The sequence below is a fragment of the Rhizobium ecuadorense genome (genome assembly GCF_001187535.1).
GTDB classification, from domain to species: domain Bacteria; phylum Pseudomonadota; class Alphaproteobacteria; order Rhizobiales; family Rhizobiaceae; genus Rhizobium; species Rhizobium ecuadorense.
The window spans coordinates 1-214 of record NZ_LFIO01000620.1 but is presented as its reverse complement, the minus strand read 5'-3'; the positions used below and the strand labels follow the sequence as shown (position 1 = coordinate 214).

Annotated in this window: 1 pseudogene; it reads right to left on the bottom strand. The window is 65.4% G+C overall.

Annotated features, from left to right (window positions below):
- Positions 1-214: pseudogene (locus AF337_RS12375) on the bottom strand (amidohydrolase family protein); the annotation flags it as partial.

The window sequence follows — 214 nt, the reverse complement described above, 5'->3', positions numbered from 1 at the left end:
GCCATAGACGCTTGGTTGCACCAATACGCCCCTGGCGATGCCAAGACTGCCGGAGAATTCGATCCAGTCGGCAATCGTCGCGATGTCAGGCGTGTAGCTGCGTGGAGTGTTGAGCGGAGCGCCGGCGCGAAAGACGTGGAAATGCGTATCGACCGTGCCTTGCGGCAGCGCCGGCTGCGGCAGCCGCGTCAGCTGCCGGCGGGGCAGGCAAAGC